General features: G+C 70.3%; 18 protein-coding genes. 4 read left to right on the plus strand and 14 right to left on the minus strand.

Going from position 1 to position 19,805, the window contains the following annotated elements:
* Positions 1–141: 141 nt before the first annotated feature.
* From OG386_RS27600 to OG386_RS27625, 6 genes are all read right to left on the minus strand, one after another.
* Entirely contained in the window at positions 142–1,923 is a 1,782-nt protein-coding gene (locus OG386_RS27600; RefSeq protein ID WP_328790341.1) for an IucA/IucC family protein, read from the minus strand.
* The gene (locus tag OG386_RS27605; protein WP_328790342.1) at positions 1,920–2,504 is read right to left on the minus strand and encodes a GNAT family N-acetyltransferase; all 585 of its coding nucleotides are present in this window, start codon (positions 2,502–2,504) and stop codon (positions 1,920–1,922) included. Before OG386_RS27605 ends, OG386_RS27600 begins: the two co-directional genes overlap by 4 nt.
* Positions 2,504–3,829 carry a lysine N(6)-hydroxylase/L-ornithine N(5)-oxygenase family protein gene (locus OG386_RS27610; protein ID WP_443053205.1) on the minus strand — a complete coding sequence of 442 codons (1,326 nt, stop codon included), beginning with the start codon at positions 3,827–3,829 and terminating at the stop codon, positions 2,504–2,506. Before OG386_RS27610 ends, OG386_RS27605 begins: the two co-directional genes overlap by 1 nt.
* Positions 3,786–5,279, minus strand: a complete 1,494-nt coding sequence (locus OG386_RS27615) for a pyridoxal phosphate-dependent decarboxylase family protein (RefSeq protein WP_328790344.1) — start codon at positions 5,277–5,279, stop codon at positions 3,786–3,788. Before OG386_RS27615 ends, OG386_RS27610 begins: the two co-directional genes overlap by 44 nt.
* A gap of 151 nt (positions 5,280–5,430) precedes the next feature.
* Positions 5,431–6,330 carry a siderophore-interacting protein gene (locus OG386_RS27620; RefSeq protein WP_328790345.1) on the minus strand — a complete coding sequence of 300 codons (900 nt, stop codon included), beginning with the start codon at positions 6,328–6,330 and terminating at the stop codon, positions 5,431–5,433.
* A gap of 66 nt (positions 6,331–6,396) precedes the next feature.
* Positions 6,397–7,434, minus strand: a complete 1,038-nt coding sequence (locus OG386_RS27625) for an ABC transporter substrate-binding protein (protein ID WP_328790346.1) — start codon at positions 7,432–7,434, stop codon at positions 6,397–6,399.
* Between the two features lie 337 nt (positions 7,435–7,771).
* On the opposite strand from OG386_RS27625, the gene OG386_RS27630 reads away from it, so the two are divergent.
* Positions 7,772–8,050 carry a hypothetical protein gene (locus OG386_RS27630; RefSeq protein WP_328793380.1) on the plus strand — a complete coding sequence of 93 codons (279 nt, stop codon included), beginning with the start codon at positions 7,772–7,774 and terminating at the stop codon, positions 8,048–8,050.
* 67 nt (positions 8,051–8,117) lie between these two features.
* Here the strand turns inward: OG386_RS27630 and OG386_RS27635 are convergent, their stop codons facing one another.
* From OG386_RS27635 to OG386_RS27650, 4 genes are read right to left on the minus strand one after another with little or no spacing between them, the layout of a single operon-like run.
* Positions 8,118–9,278: an acyl-CoA dehydrogenase family protein gene (locus OG386_RS27635; RefSeq protein WP_328790347.1), complete on the minus strand. Its 1,161-nt coding sequence runs from the start codon at positions 9,276–9,278 to the stop codon at positions 8,118–8,120.
* A gap of 7 nt (positions 9,279–9,285) precedes the next feature.
* On the minus strand, positions 9,286–10,203 hold the full coding sequence (locus OG386_RS27640) for a hydroxymethylglutaryl-CoA lyase (RefSeq protein WP_328793381.1): 918 nt from the start codon (positions 10,201–10,203) through the stop codon (positions 9,286–9,288).
* An 11-nt stretch (positions 10,204–10,214) separates the two neighbouring features.
* Positions 10,215–12,371, minus strand: a complete 2,157-nt coding sequence (locus tag OG386_RS27645) for an acetyl-CoA carboxylase biotin carboxylase subunit (protein WP_328790348.1) — start codon at positions 12,369–12,371, stop codon at positions 10,215–10,217.
* A 16-nt stretch (positions 12,372–12,387) separates the two neighbouring features.
* Positions 12,388–14,004 carry a carboxyl transferase domain-containing protein gene (locus OG386_RS27650; RefSeq protein WP_327385301.1) on the minus strand — a complete coding sequence of 539 codons (1,617 nt, stop codon included), beginning with the start codon at positions 14,002–14,004 and terminating at the stop codon, positions 12,388–12,390.
* Between the two features lie 112 nt (positions 14,005–14,116).
* On the opposite strand from OG386_RS27650, the gene OG386_RS27655 reads away from it, so the two are divergent.
* Positions 14,117–14,695 (plus strand): SACE_7040 family transcriptional regulator, encoded by a 579-nt coding sequence (locus OG386_RS27655; RefSeq protein WP_189737178.1) that lies wholly within the window; start codon positions 14,117–14,119, stop codon positions 14,693–14,695.
* 56 nt (positions 14,696–14,751) lie between these two features.
* Positions 14,752–15,564: a phosphatase gene (locus OG386_RS27660; protein ID WP_328790349.1), complete on the plus strand. Its 813-nt coding sequence runs from the start codon at positions 14,752–14,754 to the stop codon at positions 15,562–15,564.
* Between the two features lie 82 nt (positions 15,565–15,646).
* Here the strand turns inward: OG386_RS27660 and OG386_RS27665 are convergent, their stop codons facing one another.
* Both OG386_RS27665 and OG386_RS27670 read right to left on the minus strand, forming a co-directional pair.
* On the minus strand, positions 15,647–16,099 hold the full coding sequence (locus OG386_RS27665) for a hypothetical protein (RefSeq protein WP_328790350.1): 453 nt from the start codon (positions 16,097–16,099) through the stop codon (positions 15,647–15,649).
* A 35-nt stretch (positions 16,100–16,134) separates the two neighbouring features.
* The gene (locus OG386_RS27670; RefSeq protein ID WP_328790351.1) at positions 16,135–16,623 is read right to left on the minus strand and encodes a hypothetical protein; all 489 of its coding nucleotides are present in this window, start codon (positions 16,621–16,623) and stop codon (positions 16,135–16,137) included.
* Between the two features lie 149 nt (positions 16,624–16,772).
* On the opposite strand from OG386_RS27670, the gene OG386_RS27675 reads away from it, so the two are divergent.
* Positions 16,773–17,630: a DUF4253 domain-containing protein gene (locus tag OG386_RS27675; protein WP_328790352.1), complete on the plus strand. Its 858-nt coding sequence runs from the start codon at positions 16,773–16,775 to the stop codon at positions 17,628–17,630.
* Positions 17,631–17,637: 7 nt separating this feature from the next.
* Here OG386_RS27675 and tesB read toward each other — a convergent pair whose 3' ends face one another.
* Together tesB and OG386_RS27685 are read right to left on the minus strand one after the other, a co-directional pair.
* Positions 17,638–18,516, minus strand: a complete 879-nt coding sequence (tesB, locus tag OG386_RS27680; protein WP_030009022.1) for an acyl-CoA thioesterase II — start codon at positions 18,514–18,516, stop codon at positions 17,638–17,640.
* A gap of 26 nt (positions 18,517–18,542) precedes the next feature.
* Positions 18,543–19,700: an acyl-CoA dehydrogenase family protein gene (locus OG386_RS27685; protein WP_327385310.1), complete on the minus strand. Its 1,158-nt coding sequence runs from the start codon at positions 19,698–19,700 to the stop codon at positions 18,543–18,545.
* Between the last annotated feature and the right edge of the window lie 105 nt (positions 19,701–19,805).

The raw sequence follows: 19,805 nt of genomic DNA on the forward strand, positions 1-19,805 counted from the left end.
CGCTCCGGCCACGGGAGCGGACACGCGAAGGCGTGACCGCGAAGAGGGCCATTGTGCTTCGCGGTCACGCCGTCGGGTCTTCGGGGGTGGGGAGAGGGAGGCATCGAGGGACCGTATCGATGCCTCCCCCGCCCCCGTGTGTCACCGCCGGGCGAAGGCCGCGACGGGGTTCTTGAGGTTGCCGATCAGCTGGAGGGCCGCCGCCGGGTCGGCGAGGTCGACCATCTGCTTGTTGTTGCGCAGCTGGAGGCGGTTCAGGCAGGACAGCTGGAACTCCTGCGCGAAGAGGTCGTACCGCTGGAAGCGCTCCGCGAGCTGCGGCATCGACTCCTGGTACTCGTGGCCGCAGTCCGCGACCGCCCGCCAGAAGGTGTCCTCGTCGCAGATGCCCTCGTCCGCCAGGATCGCGCCGAGGAAGCGGAAGAAGCAGTCGAAGACGTCGGTGAAGATCGACAGGAGCTTCATGTCCTCCGGGATGTCCGCCCGGACCCGCTCGACCGCGGGCGGCAGCACCGCGTCCGCGTCCATGATGACGATCTCCTCGGCGATGTCCTTGAAGATCGCCCGCTTCACCAGGCCGCCCTCGATGACGAGGATGGTGTTCTCGCCGTGCGGCATGTACGCGAGGTCGTACTGGTAGAAGCAGTGCAGCAGCGGCACCAGGTAGGCGCGCAGGTAGTGGCGCAGCCACTCGGCCGGGGTCAGGCCCGATTCCGCGATCAGCGCGCCGACGAAGGACTTGCCCTCGGCGTCCACGTGCAGGAGCGAGGCCATCGTGGCGAGGCGCTCGTCGCCCTCGATCGAGTTGACCGGGGACTCGCGCCACAGCGCGGCCAGCATCTTGCGGTACGGGGAGTACCGGTCGGTGGCGCGCTCGTACTGGCGGTGGTGGTAGCCGATCGCCGCGCGCTCGCGGATGATCGAGAAGTCGACCGACTTGAGGACCTCGTCGCCCTCGATCAGCTGGTGCAGCCAGTCGTTGATGGCCGGGGTGGCCTCCATGTACGCGGCCGACAGGCCCCGCATGAAGCCCATGTTCAGGACCGAGATGGCGGTCTTGACGTAGTGCTTGCGCGGCGCGCTCTGGTTGAAGAACGTGCGGATCGACTGCTGCGCGAGGTACGCGTCCGGGCCCTCGCCCAGCAGCACCAGGCGGCGGTTCGCGATCTCGGCCGCGAAGGTGACCGTGGTCTTGTTCCACCACTGCCAGGGGTGCACGGGGAAGAGGTGGAAGTCGGCCAGGTCCAGGCCCAGCGCGGTCATCCGCTCGGCGAAGACGCCGATGGTCTCGTCGCCGAGCTCCTCGCGCATGAAGGAGTCGTGGTCCAGGCCCGCGCCCGCCGTGAAGGTGGAGACGTCCTTGCGGGCGGCGACCCACACCAGGTGGACGGTGCTGGCGGTCTCCGGGGCGTAGGAGAGGTACTCGTGCACGCCGAAGCCGAGCCGGCCGTTGTTCGCGACGAAGCAGGGGTGGCCCTCGGTCATGCCCGTTTCGATGTCCTGGAAGGAGGACTTCGCGAGGACGTCGGAGGAGACCTGCGGCTTCGTGTACTTGTAGCCGGTGCCGGCCAGGGTGGAGGAGATCTCCTCCAGGTAGACGGGCAGCACCTCGGGGCTCAGGCCCAGGGCCCCGCGCAGCTCGATGTGGAAGTCGAGGGCGTCCAGCTCCAGCTCGGCTCCGCCCCGGTGGCGGGTGATGGCGTCCTCGTCGACCGACCAGTGGTCGAGGGCGTGCAGGACGGCCTTGAAGCGGTACTCCACGGTGGAGTCGTCGCTGAGGACCGAGTAGAAGCCCTCGCCCAGCGGCTTCGGGGTCAGCAGGCGCTCGTGGGAGAACTCCGCGAGGCCCTTGCGGACCAGGGCGCGGTTGGCGCGGGCCCACAGCTCGGGGGAGAGGTGGGCGACGGCGTCGGCGAGGCTCATATGGAGACCCCCTGGGCGGCCGTGGCGGCCTCGAACTGGGCGCGGGTGCAGAAGCTCAGCAGGGCTTCCTTCTCCGGCTTGGTGACCTGGCGCTCCGGCACGAAGCCGACGGCCTCGTTCAGGGCGTGCACGGCGGTGTTGGCGACGTCCGGCTCGACGACCACGCGCTCGGCGGCCGGGTCGGCGAAGATCGCGGCCATCACGGTGGTGATCACGGCGCGGGTGAAGCCGTGCAGCGGGGTGTCGCTCGGTGCGACGAGGAAGTGCATGCCGACGTCGCCGGGCTGGGCGTCGTAGAGGCCGACCAGCTCCAGCTCGGACGGGTCGTAGGTCTCCATCAGGAAGGCGGGACGACCCTCGTGCAGGCCGATGAAGGCCTGGTGGTGCTCGTGGGCGGCGATCCTCATGTACTCGCGCTCGACGTCCGGCAGGGACGCGTCCTGCATCATCCAGAACGAGGCCTTCGGGTGGGTGACCCAGCCGTGGAGCAGCTCCGCGTCGGCGAAGGGGTCCAGGGGGCGCACGGCGAAGGAACCGAGTTCTTTGTCGGTGCGGGAGAAGAGGAGTTCGGTGGTGCTCATCACAGGGTGCCTTCCGGGGCGGCGAACTGCTGGAACGCGATGGACTTCTCGACCTTGTAGTGCTCGCGGCCGAGGAGCTCACCGACGATGTACGCGTTCCGGTACGCCGCCATGCCCAGGTCGGGCGAGGTGAGGGAGTGGTTGTGGGTGGTGCCGTTCTGCAGGTAGACCCCGCGGCCCGTGGTGTCGATGCTGTAGTTGCGGGCGGCGTCGAGACGGCCGTGCCCGTCGAAGTTCAGGCGGTCGCGCACCGGGTTCAGGAACTCCGGGAACGTGTACTTGTAGCCGGTGGCCAGCACCAGGCCCTCGGAGGCGAGGGAGAAGTCCCGCTCCTGCTCCTCCTGGCGCAGCCCCAGCGTGTACGTGCCCGTGGTGGTGTCGTACGCGGTGCTGTTCAGGGAGGTGTTGGTCAGCAGGGTGGTCGGGACCTGGCCCGGCATGCTGATCTTCTTCTGGTAGAGCAGGTCGAAGATGGCGTTGATCAGGTCGCCGTCGATGCCCTTGAAGAGGTTCTTCTGCTGGGTCTCCAGCCGGTACCGGGTGTCCTCGGGGAGCGCGTGGAAGTAGTCCACGTACTCGGGGGAGGTCATCTCCAGGGTCAGCTTCGTGTACTCCAGCGGGAAGAACCGCGGCGAGCGGGTGACCCAGTTGAGCTGGTAGCCGTGGACGTCGATCTCGGCGAGGAGGTCGTAGTAGATCTCGGCCGCGCTCTGGCCGGAGCCGATGAGGGTGATCGACTTCTTCTTCTGCAGCTCCGCCTTGTTCTGCATGTAGGCGGAGTTGTGCAGGAAGTCGCCGCCCAGGCCCTCGCAGGACTGCGGGACGTGCGGCGGGGTGCCGGTGCCCAGGACCAGGCGGGGGGTCCGGTGGGTCTCGCCCTTGTCCGTGTGGACCTCGTACAGGCCGGCCTGCTCGTCGTAGGTGACCTCGGTGACCGAGGTGGACCACTGGACGTTGTCGAGGCGGTCGGCGGCCCAACGGCAGTAGTCGTTGTACTCGGCCCGCAGCGGGTAGAAGTTCTCCCGGATGTAGAAGGAGTACAGCCGGTCCTTGTCCTTCAGGTAGTTCAGGAAGGAGAAGGGCGAGGTCGGGTCGGCGAGCGTGACCAGGTCCGACATGAAGGGCGTCTGCAGGTGGGCGCCGTCCAGGAACATGCCGGCGTGCCACTCGAAGTGCGGCTTCGACTCGATGAAGAGACCGTCGATCTCGTCGAGCGGGGCGGTCAGGCAGGCGAGTCCGAGGTTGAACGGACCGACGCCGATGCCGATGAAGTCGTGGGTCTTAGCGGTGGAGGGCAAGGGATTCTCCCAGGAACTGCTCGGCATGTGCGGCGAGAAGGTCGAGGACGGCAGCGATGTCGGCCGTCGTGGTCTGCGGGTTGAGGAGGGTGAACTTCAGGTACTGCTTCCCGTCCACCTTGGTGCCGGCGACGACGGCCTCGCCGGAGGCGAACAGGGCCTTGCGGGCGTGCAGGTTGGCCTCGTCGACCAGGTCGCCGCGGACGTCCTCGCCCTGCGGTACGTAGCGGAAGACGAGGGTGGAGATCTGCGGCTTGACGACGACCTCGAAGCGCGGGTCGGCGTCGATGACGTCCCAGCCGGCCGCGGCCAGGTCGATGACCTCGTCGAAGAGCGAGCCGACACCGTCGGCGCCCATGACGCGCAGGGTCACCCAGAGCTTGAGCGCGTCGAACCGGCGCGTGGTCTGGATGGACTTGTCGACCTGGTTGGGGATGCGCTCTTCGGCCATGCGGCGCGGGTTGAGGTAGTCCGCGTGGTATGTGGCGTGCTTGAGGGTGTCGCGGTCGCGCACCAGCATGGCGCTGGAGCTGACCGGCTGGAAGAACGACTTGTGGTAGTCGACCGTGACCGAGTCGGCGCGCTCGATGCCGTCGAGGAGGTGGCGGCGGGTCGGGGAGGCCAGCAGTCCGCAGCCGTAGGCGGCGTCCACGTGCATCCACGCGGAGTGCTCGTCGGCCAGGCGGGCGATCTCGGGGAGCGGGTCGATGGACCCGAAGTCGGTGGTGCCGGCGGTGGCGACGACGGCCATCGGGAAGAGGCCCTCGGAGGCGCACTCCTCCAGTTCCAGGGCGAGTACCGCGGTGTCCATCCGGCGGTTGCGGTCGACCGGGACGGAGATGACGGCCTCGTAGCCGAGTCCGAGCATGGCGGCCGACTTCTGCACGCTGAAGTGGCTGGCCTCGGAGGTGAAGATGCGTAGCTTCGGCAGGAGTTCGGCCTTGGTGAGCTCGCGGCCCTCGTCGAGCGCCTTCTTCATGACCAGGCGGCAGGCCTCGTCACGGGCGAGGAGCAGCGCGTGGAAGTTGGACTGGCTGCCGCCGGAGGTGAAGATGCCGTCCGCGGCGGGGCCCAGGCCGATGCGCTCGGTGGTCCAGTCGATCAGGCGGCGCTCGATGAGCGTGCCGCCGATGGACTGGTCCCAGGTGTCGAGCGAGGAGTTGACGGCCGAGAGGATCGCCTCGCCGAGCACGGCGGGGATGACGACCGGGCAGTTGAGGTGGCCCAGGTAGCGCGGGTGGTGGAAGTACACCGCGTCGCGCAGGTAGACGTCCTCCAGCTCGTCCAGGACGGCGGTCGCGTCGGCGAGCGGCTTGTCCAGGTCGATCCCGTTGATGACCGGGGCGAGTTCGTCGACGGATATACCGGTGTGGGGCCGCTGCGTGGTCGCGAGTTTGGCGGCGACGCGGTCGACGCCCTCGGTGACGGAGCGCCGGTAGAGGTCCGCGGTCGTCTCGTTCAGCAGATGCGAGCGCATCAACTTTCCTCCGGGCAGGGGATGGAGAGGGGTGTGGGGTGTGGCGTGCGAGGATTAGGTTAGCCTAACCTTAGTATTTCGCCAAACGCAGATGGGCCCTGGCTGAAAAGCCAGGGCCCATCTCAAGTGCTCTACGGGGTAAGGAAGCTGACTACAGCTCGGACGCGGGGTCCTCGCTCGGAGCCTTGCCCGCGTACGCCTCGGCGAGGAGCTGCTCCTCGCTCGCGCCGAGCCGCCAGTAGCCGGTGAAGCGCACGGCGCGGCGGTCGACGGATCGTTCCTGCACGACGTGCCGGCGGACCGCGCGGATCGTGCCCGCCTCGCCCGCCAGCCAGGCGTACGGGGCGACGGCAGTGGTGGGGGCGGCTGCCCGCAGCGCGCCCAGCACCTGCTCGGTCCGCTCCCGGCCGCTGCTCTCGCGCACGATCCAGGTGATGTCCGCGTCGGCGGGCGCCCGGAGGTCGAGCCGGTCGTCCTCGTGCGGGACCTCGAACCAGGCCTTGACCCGGGTCCCGGCGGGGAGCCGGTCCAGGATCGCGCCCGCGGCCGGCAGCGCGGTCTCGTCCGCGTACATCCAGATCTCGTCGGTGTCGGCCGGCGGCTGGAAGCGTACGGACTTGTTCTCCGCGACGGCCGGTCCGATCGCCATGATCCGACGGCCGGTCACCGCCCGCCCCGCCCAGCGGGACGCGGGGCTGGAGTCCCCGTGGAGGACGAAGTCGATGTCGACCTCGTCCGCGCCCTCGGGCGTACGGCGCTGCTCGCGCACCGTGTAGGAGCGCATCACCGGCCGCTCCTCGTCCGGCATCGCGCGCCAGGCGGCGAACCAGGTGTCCTCGTCCGTGGACGGGAGCACCGTGTGCTCCTGGTCGGGCGCGGGCAGGAAGAGCGACAGGCTCTGGTCGAAGCCGCCCGAACGGAAGCCCGCGAGGGACTCCCCGCCGAACGTGACCCGCAGGAACGAGTGGCCCAGGCGGCGCGTGCGGAGCACTTCGAGCTCGAAGAACCGGAAGTGTGCGACGGCCGGGGCGTCGGATGCGGTGGCGGTCATGCGGAGAGGTCCCCCCTGGGAGTCGGTACGGCTTGCCTGGCGGCCGGGGTCACCGGGCGCCGAGGGTCAGCTGACCTTCTTGGCGTTCTGGATGGACTTCGCGAGGTCTTCCAGGATCTGCGCGCACTTGTCGTACGAGAAGATCGGCTCGGTCACGCGCGAGACGACCTGACCGGCCTTGACGGCGGGCAGCTCGTTCCAGGTCGGCTTGGCCTTCAGCTGCTCGGGCTGCAGGGTGCCGGTGCGGTTGTCGAGCAGGATGACGTCGGCCTTGTACTTGCCGGCGTTCTCCCAGCTGAGGCTCTCGAAGAAGCCGCCCTCTTCCAGCTTCTCGGGGGTGACGAACTCGACGCCGAGCTGCTTGAAGTACTTCAGGTCGGCAGCGGTGTCCGGGGAGGACGCGTAGAACAGGGCGTCCGCGCCGGAGCCCACGAGCACCTTGACGCCCGGGTTGGCCTTGGTGGTCTCGCGCAGCTTCGCGGTGGCGGCCTCGAAGCGGGCCTTGGAGTCCACGGTCTTCTTCGAGTTCAGGTCCGCGCCGAGGGACTTGGCGAGGTCCGCGGTGCGCTCCAGCGCCTTGTCGAGGGTGACGTCGCCGCCCACCTTGATCGCGGCGGCCGGGGCGAGCGAGAGGATCTTGTCCTTCGAGGCCTCGGGCAGGTACCAGTAGGTGCCGTCCCAGCTGTTGGTGACCAGCAGGTCGGGCTGGAGGGCCGCGTACTTCTCGACGTTGAACTCGTCGTAGACGTTGCCGAGGATCTCGACCTTGGAGATGTCCAGCGAGCCGGCCTGGACGTCGGCCTTGCCGTCGGCGGTCTTGGTCGGGCCGAACACGCCCTTGACCGGGACGCCGTAGTCGTAGAGCGCGGCGGCGGTGCCGGTGAAGGCGACGATGTTCTTCGGCTTGGCCTTCGTGGTGACGTCCTTGCCGAGGTCGTCCTTGAAGGTCCAGGCGGCGGACGCCGCGGCGCCGTTGTCCTTGCCGCCGTCACCCTTCGCCGAGTCGGTGCCGCCGCACGCGGCGAGGACCGCTACCAGGCCGAGGGCGCCACCTGCCGCGACGAAGCCGCGACGGGTGAAGGAGGAGGTTCGGGACTTGGGCATGTCGATGTCCGCTTTCGTGCGTGCAGGGTGGCCGCTGGGCCGTTCGGTGAGAAGGTTAGCCTAACCTAAGGGTTTGTCCAGGGGTCAACCAAGATCCGGTCGTGAGGTGGATCACCATCCTGGAATCCGGCCCGACGGGCCGGCACCCGTATCGCCCGCGGTGAGGGCCCGAGTTGGGGGACTTTGCGAACGGGTGAGGGGGACCGGCCAGGGTCGGGCTCCGTCCGCCCGAGGGTGCGACCGGGCCGCGCCCCGCCGTCCACCGATTTCGATCACGGGTGTGAATACTGAGCCGATGCGAAACAAATGGTGGATGGCCACAGGAGCGAACCTCGTGATGGGGGTCCCTGGCGTCGTGCCGGTCTGGCTCCTTTGGTACATCACCGTCAACGGGCCGCTCTCCGAACTCGGTTGGACCCAGCGGGAACCCACGGAGAACGACGGCATGCTGCTCTGGCTGGTGATCGTGGTACCGATCGTGACCGCGTTCGCACTGCTGTGGTGGCTCGTCAACCACTTCGTACGACGGTGGAACACGGCGGCCGCCCGGGTCTACTGGCCGGTGTGCGCCCTGGTGACCCTGGCTCCCACGGCCACGCTCGTGGTCTTCTCCTGACCGCCCGCCGACATGCCGAAGTCCGGCGCGGGCACGGGGCCCACGCCGGACGTCGTCATCGGGTGCCTCAGCCGGCGAAACCCAGCTCGCGCGCGATCAGCATGCGCTGGACCTCGCTCGTGCCCTCGCCGATCTCCAGGATCTTGGAGTCCCGCCACATCCGGGCCACCGGGTACTCGTTCATGAAGCCGTAGCCGCCGTGGATCTGGGTCGCCTCGCGCGCGTTGTCGACGGCGACCGTCGAGGAGTACAGCTTCGCGATCGCCGCCTCCTTCTTGAACGGCTCCCCGGACACCAGCCGCGACGCCGCGTCGCGCCAGCCGATGCGGGCCATGTGGGCGCGCATCTCCATGTCGGCCAGCTTGAACTGGATGGCCTGGTTGTCGCCGATCGCCTTGCCGAAGGCGTGCCGCTCCTTGGCGTACTTCACCGACTCGTCCACACAGCCCTGCGCGAGACCGGTCGCGAGCGCGGAGATGGCGATCCGGCCCTCGTCGAGGATCCGCAGGAACTGCGCGTAGCCGCGGCCCTCCTGGCCCACCAGGTTGGCCAGCGGGACCCGTACGCCGTCGAAGGACAGCTCACGGGTGTCCGAGGAGTTCCAGCCCACCTTGGAGTACGGCGCCGCCACCGTGAAGCCCGGGGTGCCGGACGGGACGATGATCGAGGAGATCTCCGGGCGGCCGTCCGCCTTGCGGCCCGTCACGGCGGTCACGGTGACCAGACCGGTGATGTCCGTACCGGAGTTGGTGATGAAGCACTTGGAGCCGTTGATGACCCACTCGTCGCCGTCCTTGACGGCGGTGGTGCGGGTGCCGCCCGCGTCGGAGCCGGCACCCGGCTCCGTCAGGCCGAAGGCGCCGAGGATCTCGCCGGAGCACATCTTCGGCAGCCACTGCTGCTTCTGCTCCTCGGAGCCGAAGAGGTAGATCGGCATGGCGCCGAGGGAGACCCCGGCCTCCAGGGTGATGGCGACCGAGGAGTCGACGCGGGCCAGCTCCTCCAGGGCGATGCCGAGGGCGAGGTAGTCCCCGCCCATGCCGCCGTACTCCTCCGGGAAGGGCAGGCCGAACAGGCCCATGCGGCCCATCTCGGCGACGATCTCGTAGGGGAACTCGTGCCGCTCGTACAGGTCACCGATCTTCGGGGCGACGACGTCGTGCGCGAACGCCTCCACGGTGCGGCGGAGTTCCTCGTGCTCAGGGGTGAGCCGGTGGTCGAGGGACATGGTGTGACTACTCCTTGTGGGAGAGGGCGCGGACGGTACGGGAGGGGCTGGGACGTCCCAGCCGTTCGGCCATCCACACGCTCGTGGCGGTGAGGGCGGACAGGTCGACCCCGGTTTCGATGCCGAGGCCGTCGAGCATCCACACCAGGTCCTCGGTCGCGAGGTTGCCGGTGGCGCTCTTCGCGTACGGGCAGCCGCCGAGGCCGCCCGCGGAGGCGTCGACGGTGCTCACGCCGTGCTGGAGCGCGGCGAGGGTGTTGGACAGGGCCTGGCCGTAGGTGTCGTGGAAGTGCACGCCGATGCGGTCGGTGGTGACGCCGGCCTCGTTCAACGCGGAGAGCAGGGCCTGGACGTGGCCCGGCGTCGCCACGCCGATCGTGTCGCCGAGGCTCAGCTCGTCACAGCCGAGGTCCAGCAGGGCCTTGGCGACGGAGACGACCTGGTGGACCGGGACGGCGCCCTCCCAGGGGTCGCCGAAGCACATCGAGAGGTAGCCGCGCACGTGCGCGCCACCCTCCTTGGCCCGGGCCACGACGGGCTCGAACATGGCGAGGGACTCGGCGACGGTGCGGTTGAGGTTGCGGGAGGCGAAGGTCTCGGTGGCCGAGCCGAAGACCGCGATGCGGGTGGCCCCGAGGGCGAGCGCGCGGTCGAGGCCGCGCTCGTTGGGGACGAGGACGGGCAGGTGCGCGTCGATGTCGGCGAGCTGCGGGAACAGCTCCTCCGCGTCGGCCAGTTGGGGCACCCACTTGGGGTGCACGAAGCTGGTCGCCTCGATGGTCGTCAGTCCGGCGGCGGCGAGGCGGCGGATGAACTCCGCCTTGACCTTCGTGGGTACGGCCGACTTCTCGTTCTGCAGGCCGTCGCGGGCGCCGACCTCGTGGATGCGGACCCGGGCCGGCAGGCCGGGGGCCGGGACGTTCATGGGCAGCCCGATCACGCGGCTCCCTCCTTGTCCTCGTTCGCGTCCTCGTCCGGGGTGACGACGGCCAGGATCTGGTCCATGGCGACCGTGGTGCCGGGGGTCACGTCCAGCTCGGTGACGGTGCCGGCGTGCGGGGCGGAGATGACGTGCTCCATCTTCATCGCCTCGACGACGAGGAGGCTCTGCCCGGCCGCGACCGTGTCACCGACGGCCACCTTCACCATGGTGACGGTGCCGGGCATGGGGGCGGCGAGGGTGTCGGCGCCGCCGCGTCCGGCTCCGCTGAGGTTGGCCACGACGGGGTCGTACGTCTGGACGTGCCAGCTGTCGCCGTCGCGCCCGAGCCAGGTCCCCTCCGGGGAGGCGGCGTGGCTGAACCGGTGCGTGACGCCGTCGAGTTCGATGGTGACGGTGTCGGGGGTGCGGGTGACGATCCGGCCGCGGGCCGGTGCGCCGGGGCTCTGCCCCGGACCCCGCGCCTCGAGCTCCCCCGGACTCCGTCCGGGGGTACCCCCTGGCGAGGCTGAGATTGGCGCGGCCGGGTCGGATACGAGCAGCTCGCAGTTCGTTCCGCGGAGGCGGGTGCGGACCTCGACCGGGTCCTGGCCGGGAAGGCGGAAGTGGTGCACCGTCCAGGCGGGTGTGCCGCCGAGGCGCCAGCCGTCGGCTGCGTCGAAGGGGTCGATCCACTTACCCAGCCCGTCCGGCGTTTGAGGACCGGGGTCCGGGGCGGAGCCCCGGTTTCGGGAAGGGGCGGGTCGGGGGACGTCCAGCAGCGCAGCCGCCGCGTACACCTCCGGCGGCACCCCCTCCGGCAGCAGCCCGGAAAGGTCGCGCTCGACCAGGCCGGTGTCCAGGTCGCCCGACACCACGTCCGGGTGCGCCAGCAGGCGACGCAGGAAACCGGTGTTGGTCTGCACGCCCAGGATCACCGTGTCGGCCAGGGCCCCGCGCAGCATGCGCAGGGCAGTGGCGCGGTCCGGGCCGTGGACGATGACCTTCGACAGCATCGGGTCGTACGTCGAGCCCACCGGCACGCCCGCCGTCAGCCCGGAGTCGGTGCGCACCGCACCGCCCGAGGGCTCGGACAGGGCCAGCACCGTGCCGCCGGACGGCAGGAACCCGCGCGCCGGGTCCTCCGCGCAGACGCGGGCCTCGATGGCGTGCCCGGTCAGCGTCACCTCGGACTGCGTGAAGTCGAGGGGGGTGCCCGCCGCGACCCGCAGCTGCTGTTCCACCAGGTCCAGCCCGGTGATCAGCTCCGTCACCGGGTGCTCGACCTGGAGGCGGGTGTTCATCTCCATGAAGTAGTAGGAGGAGGGGTCGCCGCCCGGCACGATGAACTCCACCGTGCCCGCGCCGACGTACCCGCAGGAGCGGGCCGCGTCGACGGCCGCGGCGCCCATCGCCGCCCGGGTCTTCTCGTCGAGCAGGACCGACGGGGCCTCCTCGATCACCTTCTGGTGCCGGCGCTGGAGCGAGCACTCGCGCTCGCCCAGGTGCACCACGTTCCCGTGGGCGTCCGCCAGCACCTGGATCTCGATGTGCCGCGGCCGGTCCACCCACCGCTCGACCAGCAGCGTGTCGTCGCCGAAGGAGGACCGCGCCTCGCGGCGGGCCGCCGCGATCTCCTCGGCCAGCACCGCCTCGTCGCGCACCAGCCGCATGCCCTTGCCGCCGCCGCCCGCCGAGGGCTTCAGCAGCACCGGCATGCCGATCTCCGCGGCCGCCGCGGCCAGTTCGGCGTCGGTCAGGCCGCTGCCCGAGGAACCCGGGACCACGGGCACGCCCGCCGCCTTCACGGTCTCCTTGGCCCGGATCTTGTCGCCCATCAGGTTGATGGCGCTCGCCGGGGGCCCGATGAAGGCGAGCCCCGCGTCGGCGCAGGCCTGCGCGAAGGCCGCGTTCTCGGCGAGGAAGCCGTAGCCGGGGTGGACGGCCTCGGCGCCGGTGCGCCGGGCGGCATCCAGCAGCCGCTCCACCGACAGGTAGCTCTCGGCGGCCGCGGCCGGGCCGATCCGGACGGCCGTGTCGGCCTCCCGTACGTGGCGGGCGTCCGCGTCGGCGTCGCTGAAGACGGCCACGGAGCGGATGCCGAGCTGCCGCAGGGTGCGGATGACCCGGACCGCGATCTCGCCCCGGTTCGCCACCAGAACAGTGCTGAACATCAGTGAGGTCCTCACGTCACATACGGAAGATGCCGAAGCCCGAGTCGCCCAGCGGGGCGTTCGCGCACGCGGTCAGGGCCAGTCCCAGCACCTGCCGGGTTTCCATCGGGTCGATGACCCCGTCGTCCCACAGCCGCGCCGTGGCGTAGTAGGCGTTGCCCTGTTCCTCGTACTGCGCGCGGACCGGGGCCTTGAAGGCCTCCTCGTCCTCGGCGGGCCACTCCTGGCCCGCGCCCTCGATCTGGTCGCGCTTGACCGTCGCGAGCACCGAGGCCGCCTGCTCCCCGCCCATCACGGAGATCTTGGCGTTGGGCCACATCCACAGGAAGCGGGGCGAGTACGCCCGACCGCACATCGAGTAGTTGCCGGCGCCGTACGAGCCGCCGACCACGACCGTCAGCTTCGGCACCCGGGTGCAGGCCACGGCCGTCACCATCTTGGCGCCGTGCTTGGCGATGCCGCCGGCCTCGTAGTCCTTGCCGACCATGAAGCCGGAGATGTTCTGGAGGAAGAGGAGCGGGATGCCGCGCTGGTCGCACAGCTCGATGAAGTGCGCGCCCTTCTGCGCGGACTCGGCGAACAGGATGCCGTTGTTGGCGATGATCCCGACCGGGTGTCCGTGGATCCGGGCGAAGCCGGTGACCAGCGTCTGGCCGAACTCGGACTTGAACTCCTGGAAGCGGGAGCCGTCCACGATGCGCGCGATGATCTCGCGGGCGTCGTACGGGGTGCGCGAGTCGACGGGGACCGCACCGTACAGCCCGTACGGGTCCACCTTGGGCTCTTCCGGCGCCTCGACCGACCAGGGCAGGGCCCCGCGCTCGGGCAGGGTCGCCACGATGTTCCGTACGATCCGCAGCGCGTGCGCGTCGTCCTCCGCGAGGTGGTCGGTCACGCCGGAGGTCCGGGAGTGGACCTCGCCGCCGCCGAGCTCCTCGGCCGTGACCACCTCACCGGTGGCGGCCTTCACCAGCGGCGGGCCGCCCAGGAAGATCGTGCCCTGGTTGCGGACGATGACGGCCTCGTCGCTCATGGCCGGTACGTACGCGCCGCCCGCGGTGCAGGAGCCGAGGACGGCGGCGATCTGCGGGATGCCGGCGCCCGACATGCGGGCCTGGTTGTAGAAGATGCGGCCGAAGTGCTCCCGGTCGGGGAAGACCTCGTCCTGCATCGGCAGGAAGGCACCGCCGGAGTCGACCAGGTAGAGGCAGGGGAGACGGTTCTCCAGGGCCACCTCCTGGGCGCGCAGGTGCTTCTTGACGGTCATCGGGTAGTACGTGCCGCCCTTGACGGTGGCGTCGTTCGCGACGATCACGCACTCGCGGCCACTGACCCGGCCGATGCCCGCGATGACCCCGGCGGCGGGGGCGGCGCCCCCGTACATGCCCTCGGCAGCCAGCGGGGCCAGCTCCAGGAAGGGCGATCCCGGGTCGAGGAGGGCGTCCACGCGGTCGCGCGGGAGGAGTTTCCCGCGGGCGGTGTGGCGGGCGCGGGCCTTCTCGCCGCCGCCGAGCCGGGCCGCGTCGAGCCGGGCGCGCAGGCCCTCGGTCAGCTCGCGGTGGGCGGCCTCGTTGGTCCGCCAGGCCTCGGACGCCGGGTCCGCGGCGCTCGTCAGCACTGGTGCCTGCTGCATCGGTCGAGCTCCCTTGCTCGTTCCACTTGCTCGGTGCACGCTGTTAGTGAGCGTTAACGTGTATGGGGCTTAGGTTAACGACCGCTAACGGCCCTGTCTAGAATGGTTTCCCATGAGCACCAGAGCGGCCGCACCCACCCGTCGCGAGCAGATCCTCAGTGAGGCCGCTCGTCTCTTCGCCGCGCGTGGATTCCACGGCGTGGGCGTCGACGAGATAGGGGCCGCCGTGGGCATCAGCGGACCCGGCCTGTACCGGCACTTCGCGGGCAAGGACGCCATGCTCGCCGAGCTGCTCGTCGGCATCAGCGAGCGGCTGCTGACCGGCGGCCGGCACCGCGTGGCGGAGGCGGCGGGCGACCCGGCCCGGGTGCTGTCCTCCCTCATCGACGGCCACATCGACTTCGCGCTCGACGACCGGGCGCTGATCACCCTGCACGACCGGGAGCTCGACCGGCTGCGGGAGGCCGACCGCAAGCTCGTACGGCAGCTCCAGCGCCAGTACGTGGAGCTGTGGGTGGAGGTCGTACGGGAACTGCACCCGGAGGTCGGCGAGGCGGAGGTACGGGTCGCCGTGCACGCGGTCTTCGGCCTGCTCAACTCCACCCCGCACCTGGCGGCCCTGGGGCGCGAGGCGGTGGAATCGCTCCTGCGGCGCCTCGCACACGGCGCGTTCGGGGCGCTGTCGGCGTGAGCCGGGGCGTCCGCCGACCGGAATGGACGCGCCGCCTCCGCCCCGGCGGCGGCAGAATGGCCCGTATGCCGAAGCCGATAGAGACGTCCGTACCTACCCGCGCCGAACTCATCGACCACCTGGTCCGCACGCGGATCGCGGGGCAGGTCGCCACGCCGCGCGACAACAACCTCAGTCACTACCGCAAGCTCGCCAACGGTGACCGGCACTACTGGCTCGGCCTGGAACTGGGCGACCGCTGGACGGACGAGCAGGACGTGCTCGCGGTGATGGCGGAGCGCTGCGGCGTCGTGGACGACCCCGAGTTCCGCTTCGGCCAGGACACCATCGACCCCGAACTGACCGTGGCCGGCCTGGACCGCCTGGCGGCGCGGCTGCGCAAGGCGGCGGCCGACCGGCAGAGCGTGCTCTTCGCCACCGGCCACCCGGGCGGCCTCCTGGACGTCCACCGCGCCACGGCGGCGGCCCTGCGGGCGGCGGGCTGCGAGATCGTCGTCATCCCGCGGGGGCTGGTGGCGGACGAGGGCTCGGTGTGGCAGTTCGCCGACGTCGCGGTGCTGGAGCGCGGGGCGACGCTGTGGCACACCCACTCGCCGGCGCCGATGGCCGCGATCCTGGACGGCCTGACCGCCGAGAACCGCCCGCTGCCGGACCTGGTCGTCGCCGACCACGGCTGGGCGGGCTGCGCGGCGCAGCGCGGCTTGGACGCGGTGGGCTACGCGGACTGCAACGACCCGGCCCTGTTCATCGGAGAGGCGGAAGGCACCCTCCAGGTGACGGTCCCCCTGGACGACCACGTCCGCGACCCGCGCTACTACGACCCGATGGTGGCGTACCTGCTGGACGCGGCGGGCCTGCGGGACGCGTAGCGCGACGGACGTGGACGGACGTGGAGGAGCCCGGCCGGTGCTCCTCCACGTCCGCGGTCGTGCCCCGCAGGCCCCGTGCCGATCAGCCCTGCGGCCCGGCCGAGCGCACGTACTGCCCGTGGACGTGGGGGAGGAAGCCCCTCTGCGAGCCGTCCTCGTGAGGGACGACCACGAGGTAGACCTTGCACGCCTCGCCGGTGGCGGGCCCCTGGTAGTCGAACCTGATCCCCGGCGTTTCGTCGGGGTAGGTGGCGAAGACCCACCGTGCCGCCCCGGTGTACGTACGGCCGTCCGCCCAGACGGACTTCCCGCAGTCCGGCCCGGGCTGCGTGACCCGTTCAAGGTCCGCCGAGCCGTCCGCCCGAACCGTCAGGCGACCGCCGTCCGCGCCCTGCCAGACCCCCTCCACGTCGGTGACCGCGAGCTCGACCTCGTGGTCACCGCCGAGGTCCGCCCGGAGGGCGGCCAGCACCGCAACGAAGAGCGCTGCCGCGCCCACGAACCACCAGACGGCCAGTAACAGGCGTCTCCTCACTGAGCAATCCCTTCTCTTGTCTGCTCCACGGGGACTCAGGTCGCGCAGTACATCCCCAGGTATACGCGCCCGTCCCAATCGGGAGAGTCTTGGATGAATGCCTTGTAGTCCACGAGACAGTGCCCGTTGTGCTCTCGCGACTTCCCGTTCTCCTTGTAGTCCAGCCCCTTGGTGAGCTTCCACCCTTCACGTTCTGGGCTTGCCAACCGGTCTACAGCGCTTGATTCGACGGGCATGAACCCTTCGGGGTGTATTTCGAGGCGTTCCAGGTACTCCTGAGAGTCTCCCGGGCTGCTCCGAAAGGTCAGGCGGGCCCAGTCCCCATCTGCGTCGGACCCTTCGCAGAACTGAATGTCGTCGGCCTTTGACAGCTCGGGGAGGGAGTATTTGTCGCGGATCGACGGTGAGAGGTCGGTGGCGGTGCAGCGCGTGTCCTGATCGAGGTCCAGCACGCATCCGACTGTGAGGAACGGCCCGGTCGAAAGGATCGCGACGGCCAAGATCCGGCGGTTTCGGGTGCGCATCGGAACTCTTTCGATTCGGTACTGCTCGTGCCGCGTGCAATTCAGTGGAGTGGACAGGGGGAAGGACCTTCGTACGAGGCTGGCGGCGGCCGACCCGGGCCGAGCGGTGAGGGCCGCCGGTTGTCAGTGGTGGTGGTTACGGTCGCTGCATGTCGAAGTCTCCGAAGGCGCGCAATCCGCTGTCCGTCCTGGCCGACGATCCTCAAGGGCGTTCCCTGGGGCTCGAGTTGCCGCCCGGTGCGCTCATCGAGAGGCCCGGTCGGCGGGGGTGGTGGAAGGCCCCCGATCCGTTGCTGTGGGTGTCCGACGAGGCCGTGGGGAGCGGTGCGCTCGCCGCGCACCGGACTCCCGCGCTCGCCGCCGCCGGGCTGCAGGCGGTGCTGTTCCAGGGGCGGCGCGGGCTGGAACGGTGGTGGCAGGAAAGGGAGTTCTCGCCGGAGCGGATGTCCGACCCCGACGACCACCACGTCGAGCCGGTGCTGCGCGAGTTCTGGAGCGCGGTGGTGCCCGACCCCGAGGAGGGGGCGGAGGGGGAGGAGCTCATCGCCCCCTTCGGCCGGGACTGGCCCGGGCTCGCGGAGGGCGGGACGGCTTCGGACGGTCCGGGCGGTCCGGACGCCGTGGCCTGTGGGCTCGCGGACGGGCTGATCGCGAGCGGCGTCCTGCCGAGCCCGCGGCTCGCCCTGGTCCCCGCGGCCCGAGGGGCCGACGTACCGACCGCGATGGGTTGGTGCGGTCCGACCAACCACGAGACCGACACCGCCCTCATCAGCACGGTCCTGCGCTCCTGGGAGGACCGCTTCGGTGCCCGCGTCGTCGCCCTCGGCTTCGACGAGCTCCACGTGTCCGTGGCGGCCCCGCCGCGTACGATCGCCCACGCGCTCCCCGTCGCGGCGGAGCACTTCGCCTTCTCGCCCGACAACGTCTGGCAGGGCTCCGGCAGCATCCGCGCCTACGCCGACGAGGCGGTCACCGGCAGCAACCACTGGGGATTCTGGTGGGACTGAGCGGACGTCACGCACGCGGGACGCGTACGACGCCCTCCTGGATGACCGTCACGGCCAGCCGGCCGTCCTGCGTCCAGATGCGGGCCTGGCCGAGGCCCCGGCCCGCGGCCGCCGAGGGCGACTCCTGGTCGTACAGCAGCCACTCGTCCGCGCGGAAGGGCCGGTGGAACCACATCGCGTGGTCCAGCGAGGCGCCGACCACGTCGCCCACCGCCCAGCCGCCCCGCCCGTGCGCGAGCAGCACCGAGTCCAGCAGGGTCATGTCGGAGACGTAGGTGGCCAGGCAGGTGTGCAGCAGCGGATCGTCGCTGTCCAGCTTGCCGGCCGTACGGAACCACACCTGCGAGCGCGGTTCCACCGGCTCGCCGATGCTGCCCCAGGGCGGGGTCGTGGCGTAGCGCAGGTCCACCGCCTCCCGCGTCTCGATCAGCCGCTCGACCGTGCCGGGGTCGCGGAAGATCTCGCGGTACGCGGGCAGCGACTCGGCCGCGGTGGGCAGGGACTCCGGGTCCGGGGCGGACGGCATGGCGACCTGGTGGTCGAGGCCGTCCTCGTACTTCTGGAAGGACGCGGAGAGGTGGAAGATCGGCTGGCCGTGCTGGACGGCGACGACCCGGCGCGTGGTGAAGGAGCGCCCGTCGCGGATCCGGTCCACCGAGTAGACGATGGGCGCGGAGGTGTCCCCGGTGCGCAGGAAGTAGGAGTGCAGCGAGTGCGCGGTGCGGTCCGCGGGGACGGTCCGGCCGGCCGCGACCAGGGCCTGGGCCGCGACCTGGCCGCCGAAGACGCGCGGTACCAGCGAAGGCCGGCTGGTACCGCGGAAGATGTTCTCCTCGATCTGCTCGAGGTCGAGCAGATCGAGGAGCGTCGTCAGTGCGTCGTTCATGGGGGAAGGGTAGGTGCCCGAAATCCTTACAGGCCCATGGACTTGGCGATGATGGACTTCATGATCTCGCTGGTGCCGCCGTAGATGCGGTTGACGCGGTTGTCGGCGTACAGGCGGGCGATCGGGTACTCGTTCATGTAGCCGTAGCCGCCGTGCAGCTGGAGGCAGCGGTCGATGACGCGGTGCGCGACCTCGGTGCAGAACAGCTTGGCGGAGGCGGCCTCGGCCGGGGTCAGCTCGCCGGCGTCCAGGGCCTCCAGGGCGCGGTCGGCGACGGCCTGCGCGGCGTCCACCTCGGCCTGGCAGGCGGCCAGCTCGAACTTGGTGTTCTGGAAGTGCGCGACGGGCTTGCCGAAGACGGTGCGCTCCGTGACGTACTGCTGGGCGAACCGGACGGCCGCGGCGGCCTGGGCGTACGCGCCGAAGGCGATGCCCCAGCGCTCGGAGGCCAGGTTGTGGCCGAGGTAGTAGAAGCCCTTGCCCTCCTCGCCGAGCAGGTCCTCGACCGGGACCTTCACGTCGACGAACGCCAGCTCGGCGGTGTCGGAGGTCTTCAGGCCCAGCTTGTCGAGCTTGCGGCCGATGGAGTAGCCCTCGGACTTGGTGTCCACGGCGAAGAGGGAGATGCCGAAGCGGCGGTCGTCCTCGCTCGGGGCGGAGGTGCGGGCGCAGACGATCACGCGGTCGGCGTGGACGCCACCGGTGATGAAGGTCTTGGAGCCGTTGAGGACGTAGTGGGTGCCGTCCTCGGAGAGCTTGGCGGTGGTCTTCATGCCCGCGACGTCGGAGCCGGTGCCCGGCTCGGTCATCGCCAGCGCCCACATCTCCTCGCCGGAGACGAACTTCGGCAGGAAGCGCTTCTTCTGCTCGATGTCGGCCAGCATCTTGATGTAGGGCAGGGCGAGCAGCACGTGCACGCCGGAGCCGCCGAAGTTGACGCCCGCGCGCGAGGTCTCTTCGTAGAGGACGGCCTCGAACTTGTGGGTGTCCAGGCCCGCGCCGCCGAACTCCTCGGGCACGTTGATGCCAAAGACGCCCAGCTCGCCGAGCTTGTAGTAGAAGTCGCGCGGCGCCTGACCGGCTGCGAACCACTCGTCGTAGACCGGGACGACCTCGGCCTCGACGAAGGCGCGGATGGTCTCGCGGAATGCCTCGTGGTCCTCGTTGAAAACGGTACGGCGCACAGCCGGCTCCCTTCGGTTGCGGCGGTCCGCCGCCATGCCTAAGCGCTTGCTCAGGCTAAGTTACCGGCCAGTCAAACTTGCTGTCCAGAGCGGAGGCGCCGGAGA

The organism is Streptomyces sp. NBC_00273, assembly GCF_036178145.1.
Lineage (GTDB): Bacteria > Actinomycetota > Actinomycetes > Streptomycetales > Streptomycetaceae > Streptomyces.

What these genes read in the sequence shown, in the direction of transcription:
- OG386_RS27600 (WP_328790341.1), bottom strand. Translation starts at nt 1,923, where the DNA reads ATGAGCCTCGCCGACGCCGTCGCCCACCTCTCCCCCGAGCTGTGGGCC.
- OG386_RS27605 (WP_328790342.1), bottom strand. Translation starts at nt 2,504, where the DNA reads ATGAGCACCACCGAACTCCTCTTCTCCCGCACCGACAAAGAACTCGGT.
- OG386_RS27610 (WP_443053205.1), bottom strand. Translation starts at nt 3,829, where the DNA reads ATGCCGAGCAGTTCCTGGGAGAATCCCTTGCCCTCCACCGCTAAGACC.
- OG386_RS27615 (WP_328790344.1), bottom strand. Translation starts at nt 5,279, where the DNA reads ATGCGCTCGCATCTGCTGAACGAGACGACCGCGGACCTCTACCGGCGC.
- OG386_RS27620 (WP_328790345.1), bottom strand. Translation starts at nt 6,330, where the DNA reads ATGACCGCCACCGCATCCGACGCCCCGGCCGTCGCACACTTCCGGTTC.
- OG386_RS27625 (WP_328790346.1), bottom strand. Translation starts at nt 7,434, where the DNA reads ATGCCCAAGTCCCGAACCTCCTCCTTCACCCGTCGCGGCTTCGTCGCG.
- OG386_RS27630 (WP_328793380.1), top strand. Translation starts at nt 7,772, where the DNA reads ATGGGGGTCCCTGGCGTCGTGCCGGTCTGGCTCCTTTGGTACATCACC.
- OG386_RS27635 (WP_328790347.1), bottom strand. Translation starts at nt 9,278, where the DNA reads ATGTCCCTCGACCACCGGCTCACCCCTGAGCACGAGGAACTCCGCCGC.
- OG386_RS27640 (WP_328793381.1), bottom strand. Translation starts at nt 10,203, where the DNA reads ATGAACGTCCCGGCCCCCGGCCTGCCGGCCCGGGTCCGCATCCACGAG.
- OG386_RS27645 (WP_328790348.1), bottom strand. Translation starts at nt 12,371, where the DNA reads ATGTTCAGCACTGTTCTGGTGGCGAACCGGGGCGAGATCGCGGTCCGG.
- OG386_RS27650 (WP_327385301.1), bottom strand. Translation starts at nt 14,004, where the DNA reads ATGCAGCAGGCACCAGTGCTGACGAGCGCCGCGGACCCGGCGTCCGAG.
- OG386_RS27655 (WP_189737178.1), top strand. Translation starts at nt 14,117, where the DNA reads ATGAGCACCAGAGCGGCCGCACCCACCCGTCGCGAGCAGATCCTCAGT.
- OG386_RS27660 (WP_328790349.1), top strand. Translation starts at nt 14,752, where the DNA reads ATGGCCCGTATGCCGAAGCCGATAGAGACGTCCGTACCTACCCGCGCC.
- OG386_RS27670 (WP_328790351.1), bottom strand. Translation starts at nt 16,623, where the DNA reads ATGCGCACCCGAAACCGCCGGATCTTGGCCGTCGCGATCCTTTCGACC.
- OG386_RS27675 (WP_328790352.1), top strand. Translation starts at nt 16,773, where the DNA reads ATGTCGAAGTCTCCGAAGGCGCGCAATCCGCTGTCCGTCCTGGCCGAC.
- tesB (WP_030009022.1), bottom strand. Translation starts at nt 18,516, where the DNA reads ATGAACGACGCACTGACGACGCTCCTCGATCTGCTCGACCTCGAGCAG.